This window comes from Streptomyces glaucescens (genome assembly GCF_002154375.1).
Taxonomy (GTDB): domain Bacteria; phylum Actinomycetota; class Actinomycetes; order Streptomycetales; family Streptomycetaceae; genus Streptomyces; species Streptomyces glaucescens.
This window is the reverse complement of sequence record NZ_MUND01000536.1, coordinates 1-3978: the sequence shown is the minus strand read 5'-3', so window position 1 is coordinate 3978 and position 3978 is coordinate 1. Positions and strand designations below refer to the sequence as shown.

General features: G+C 74.6%; 4 protein-coding genes. 2 read left to right on the top strand and 2 right to left on the bottom strand.

Annotated elements, in window-relative coordinates:
- Positions 1-85: 85 nt before the first annotated feature.
- Positions 86-655, bottom strand: coding sequence for a TetR/AcrR family transcriptional regulator (locus CCN42_RS30940; RefSeq protein WP_086740582.1), 570 nt, complete (start codon positions 653-655; stop codon positions 86-88).
- Positions 656-768: 113 nt separating this feature from the next.
- On the opposite strand from CCN42_RS30940, the gene CCN42_RS30935 reads away from it, so the two are divergent.
- Positions 769-2250 carry an FAD-dependent monooxygenase gene (locus tag CCN42_RS30935; protein ID WP_086740580.1) on the top strand — a complete coding sequence of 494 codons (1482 nt, stop codon included), beginning with the start codon at positions 769-771 and terminating at the stop codon, positions 2248-2250.
- A gap of 64 nt (positions 2251-2314) precedes the next feature.
- Here the strand turns inward: CCN42_RS30935 and CCN42_RS30930 are convergent, their stop codons facing one another.
- Positions 2315-2839 carry a MarR family winged helix-turn-helix transcriptional regulator gene (locus CCN42_RS30930; protein ID WP_086740578.1) on the bottom strand — a complete coding sequence of 175 codons (525 nt, stop codon included), beginning with the start codon at positions 2837-2839 and terminating at the stop codon, positions 2315-2317.
- A gap of 109 nt (positions 2840-2948) precedes the next feature.
- On the opposite strand from CCN42_RS30930, the gene CCN42_RS30925 reads away from it, so the two are divergent.
- Entirely contained in the window at positions 2949-3905 is a 957-nt protein-coding gene (locus CCN42_RS30925; RefSeq protein ID WP_086740576.1) for an EamA family transporter, read from the top strand.
- The last annotated feature ends 73 nt before the right edge of the window (positions 3906-3978 follow it).

Below are 3978 nucleotides of genomic sequence, written 5' to 3'. Positions count from 1 at the left end.
CGCCGGCCCGCCGCACGTACGCGTGTTCGCCGTACGTGCGGCGGGCCGGCGCCCCCGGTCGTGTTGTCCCGCGCCGCTCCCCGGGTCAGGGGTTCGGCGCGGTCAGGTACCGCTGGAGCGTCGGCCCGAGCCACGCCACGATCTCCTCGCGGGTCAGGTCCACGGCGGGCGGGATGCGCAGCACGTACCGGGTGAGCGCGAGGCCGAGCAGCTGCGAGGCGACGAGCGCGGCGCGCGCGGGCACCTGCTCCGGGTCCGGGCAGATCCGGCGGGCGACCGGCAGCAGCTGCTCCCGGAAGATGCCCTGGATCCGTTCGGCCCCCGCCTGACTGGCCGCGCCCACCCGCACCAGGGCGGTCAGCACCTCGTTGCCCTCCCACAGGTCGAGGAAGTGCTCCGCCACGGCCGGGCCGACGGTGTCGCGGGGGAGTCCGGAGAGACCGGGCAACCCCAGATCCACGGCGACGGCCGCGGCGAACAGGCCTTCCTTGTTGCCGTAGTAGCGCATGACCATCGAGGGGTCGATGTCCGCGTCCCTGGCGATGGCCCGGATGGTGGCGCGGTCGTAGCCGTCGGCGGCGAAGCGTTCGCGGGCCGCTTCCAGGATGGCGGTGCGGGTGGCGTCGGAGCGGCGGCCCCGGGGGTTGTCGGTCATGCGGACGAGAGTAGGTCCACGCGTGTTGGCCAACAAGTGTTGACTGAGGACCCGATGCGTCCTATGTTGCCAACAAGCGTTGACCAACAGTCGTTGGCATCCAGGAGGCCTTGATGCACGGCACTGGCACCACCCCCACCACCCCGCACTCGGTCATCGTCGTCGGCTCCGGCCCCACCGGGCTCCTCCTCGCCGGTGACCTCGCCACCGCCGGTGTCCCGGTCATCGTCCTCGAGAAGCGCCCCCACCGGACCAGCAACCTCACCCGCGCCTTCGCCGTGCACGCCCGCACCCTGGAACAGCTCGACGCCCGCGGCCTCGCGGACGGACTGGAGGCCATCGGCCACCCCCTCGAACGGCTGCGCCTCTTCGGAGGCCTCGGCGTCGACCTCGGCACCCTCCGCTCCCGCTTCAGGCACCTGCTGGTCATCCCGCAGTACGAGGTGGAGAAGGCCCTGGAGCGGCGGGCGGTCGAGGCGGGAGCGGACTTCCGGTACGAGACCGAGGTGACCGGGCTGACCCAGGACGCGACCGGCGTGACGGTCGAGGCCGAGGACCGCGAGGGCCGGCCGCAGACGCTGCGCGCCGCGTACGCCGTCGGCGCGGACGGCCTGCGCAGCGTCGTCCGCGAAGCCGTCGGACTGCCCTTCCCCGGCCGCTCCGGGATCCGCTCCATCGTCCTCGCGGACGTCCGGCTGGCCCCCGAGCACGCGGACCTGATCACCGCCGACGCGATCGGCGGCGCCTTCGCGCTCGTCGCGCCCTTCGGCGACGGCTACCACCGGGTCGCCGCCTGGCACCGCGACCGCAACGTCCCCGACGACACGCCCGTCGACCTGGACGAGATCAGGCAGATCGCCCGCCTCGCGCTCGGCGACGACTTCGGCATGCACGACCCCCGCTGGCTGTCCCGCTTCCACAGCGACGAGCGCCAGGCGCCCGCGTACCGCGTCGGCCGGGTCTTCCTCGCCGGCGACGCCGCCCACGTGCACAGCCCCGCGGGCGGCCAGGGCATGAACACGGGCCTCCAGGACGCGGCCAACCTCGGCTGGAAGCTGGCCCAGGTGATCCACGGCCACGCCGGCCCGGACCTCCTCGACACCTACCACTCCGAACGCCACCCCGTCGGCCGGACGGTGCTCCGCAGCAGCGGCGGCATCCTCCGGCTGGCCATGGCGAAGCGTCCCGCGGCGCTGGCGCTCCGCGTGGCCACGACCGCCTTCGCCGGCCTCGCCGGCCCGGTCCGCCGCAGGGCCCTCGGCCAGATCACCGGCATCGGCTACCGCTACCCCGCGCCCCGCGGCGCCCACCCGCTGACCGGCACCCGGGTCCCCGACCTCCGCCTCGCCGACGGCTCCCGCCTCTACGAGGCCCTGCGCGGCCTCCGCTTCGTCCTGATCACCCCGGCCGCCCACGGCCCGGACCCCGGCCGCGAGGACCGCCTCACCACCGCCCACTGGCGGAGCCCGCGCCGCACCGTCGTGCTGGTCCGCCCGGACGGCCATGTGGCGTGGGCGGCCGACACGGCCACCGCGACGGACATCGAGCGGGCCCTCGCCGTCCACGTGGGGCGCGCGGACACGCCCGGCTCATGAGCCCGGCGGACGGCGCCGTCCTCGGCCGGGCGGCATCGGGCCCGGGGCGGGGCGGTGACGCCGGCTAGGCGGTGCCCGCCAGCAGTTGCCGCAGCAGGTCCGCCAGTTGGCGGGCCTGTTCGTCGGTGAGGGCGGCCAGGGCCTCGGTCTGGGTGGCGACGCCCGCGCCGACCGCTTCCTCGGTCAGCGACAGGCCCTCGTCGGTGAGGGTGACCTGGAGGCCGCGGCGGTCGTGCGGGTCGGGGGAGCGGCGCAGGAGCCCGGCGCGTTCGAGTTTGTCGAGGCGGCCGGTCATGCCGCCGGTGGTGAGCATGAGGGTGGCGGCGAGCTGGCGCGGCGAGAGGGTGTACGGCTCGCCGGACCTGCGCAGGGTCGCCAGGACGTCGAACTCGCCGCGGGAGATGCCGAAGCGGGCGTACGTCTTCTCCGTGCGGTCGGCCATCGCGCGGGACAGGCGGTAGATCCGGCCGAAGACCTCCATGGCGCCGGTGTCGAGGTCGGGGCGTACGGCGGCCCACTGCTCGATGATCGCGTCGACCGCGTCGGGGGCGGGCCGGTCCGGCTGGTTTGGGGGGCGGCTCTGCGTCATGGCAGGAGTATCCGCCGTGGGTGGGTCGGCCGCAAGAAAGTAGCTTGCGGGAAACTTGCTTAGTGCTAAGCTACTTATCGCCAAGCTGAATTCTGCGAAGGGACCCGCCGTGAAGCGGTCCACGACCGTCCTGCTCACCGCCCTCGCCCCCGTCTCCTGGGGCACCACCTACGCCGTCACCACCGAGTTCCTGCCGCCGGACCGCCCGCTGTTCACCGCTGTGCTGCGGGCCCTGCCCGCCGGACTGGTGCTGCTCGCCCTCGCCCGGGTGCTGCCGCGCGGCATCTGGTGGGGCAAGGCGGCGGTGCTGGGTGCGCTCAACATCGGCGCCTTCTTCCCGCTGCTGTTCCTCTCGGCGTACCGGCTGCCGGGCGGGATGGCCGCGGTCGTCGGCTCGGTCGGACCGCTGTTCGTCATCGGGCTCTCCGCCCTGCTGCTGGGCCGGCGGCCCGCCACCCGGTCCGTGCTCACCGCGATCGTCGCCGCGTTCGGCGTCAGCCTCGTCGTGCTCAAGGCGGCCGGATCCCTGGACGCCCTCGGGGTGCTGGCGGCCCTGGGGTCCACCGCCTCCATGTCCGTCGGCACCGTGCTCACCCAGCGCTGGGGCCGCCCGGACGGCGTCGGGCCGCTCGCCCTCACCGGCTGGCAGCTCACCGCGGGCGGACTGCTCATCGCCCCGGTCGCCTTCCTGGCCGAGGGGGCGCCGCCCGCGCTGGACGGCGCGGCGGTCGGCGGCTACGTCTACCTCGCGCTCGCCAACACCGCCGTCGCCTACTGGCTCTGGTTCCGCGGCATCGGGCGGCTCACCGCCACCCAGGTCACCTTCCTCGGCCCGCTCTCCCCGCTCACCGCGGCCGTCGTCGGCTGGGCCGCGCTCGACCAGACGCTGACGCCGGTGCAGCTGGCAGGAATGGTGCTGGCGTTCGGCGCGACGGTGGCGGGGCAGCTCGCACCGCGCGGGGCGCGGCGGGGAGCGACGACCGTGACGGCCGCATCGTTCAGTTCCGCTGAAAAGGAGGCTCACGTAGTTTCGATGGGCGCGACGGGTCCGGCGTTGCGACGGTAGATCCACCGCGATCGACCCGACCTCCGCCGAAAGGCCTCCGTGGCCGCCGTCCTCCCGAGGGCGGGGGCGGCCG

Bases quoted from the DNA above. Each gene is read 5' to 3' on its own strand.
- CCN42_RS30940 (WP_086740582.1), bottom strand. From the start codon at position 655: ATGACCGACAACCCCCGGGGCCGCCGCTCCGACGCCACCCGCACCGCC.
- CCN42_RS30935 (WP_086740580.1), top strand. From the start codon at position 769: ATGCACGGCACTGGCACCACCCCCACCACCCCGCACTCGGTCATCGTC.
- CCN42_RS30930 (WP_086740578.1), bottom strand. From the start codon at position 2,839: ATGACGCAGAGCCGCCCCCCAAACCAGCCGGACCGGCCCGCCCCCGAC.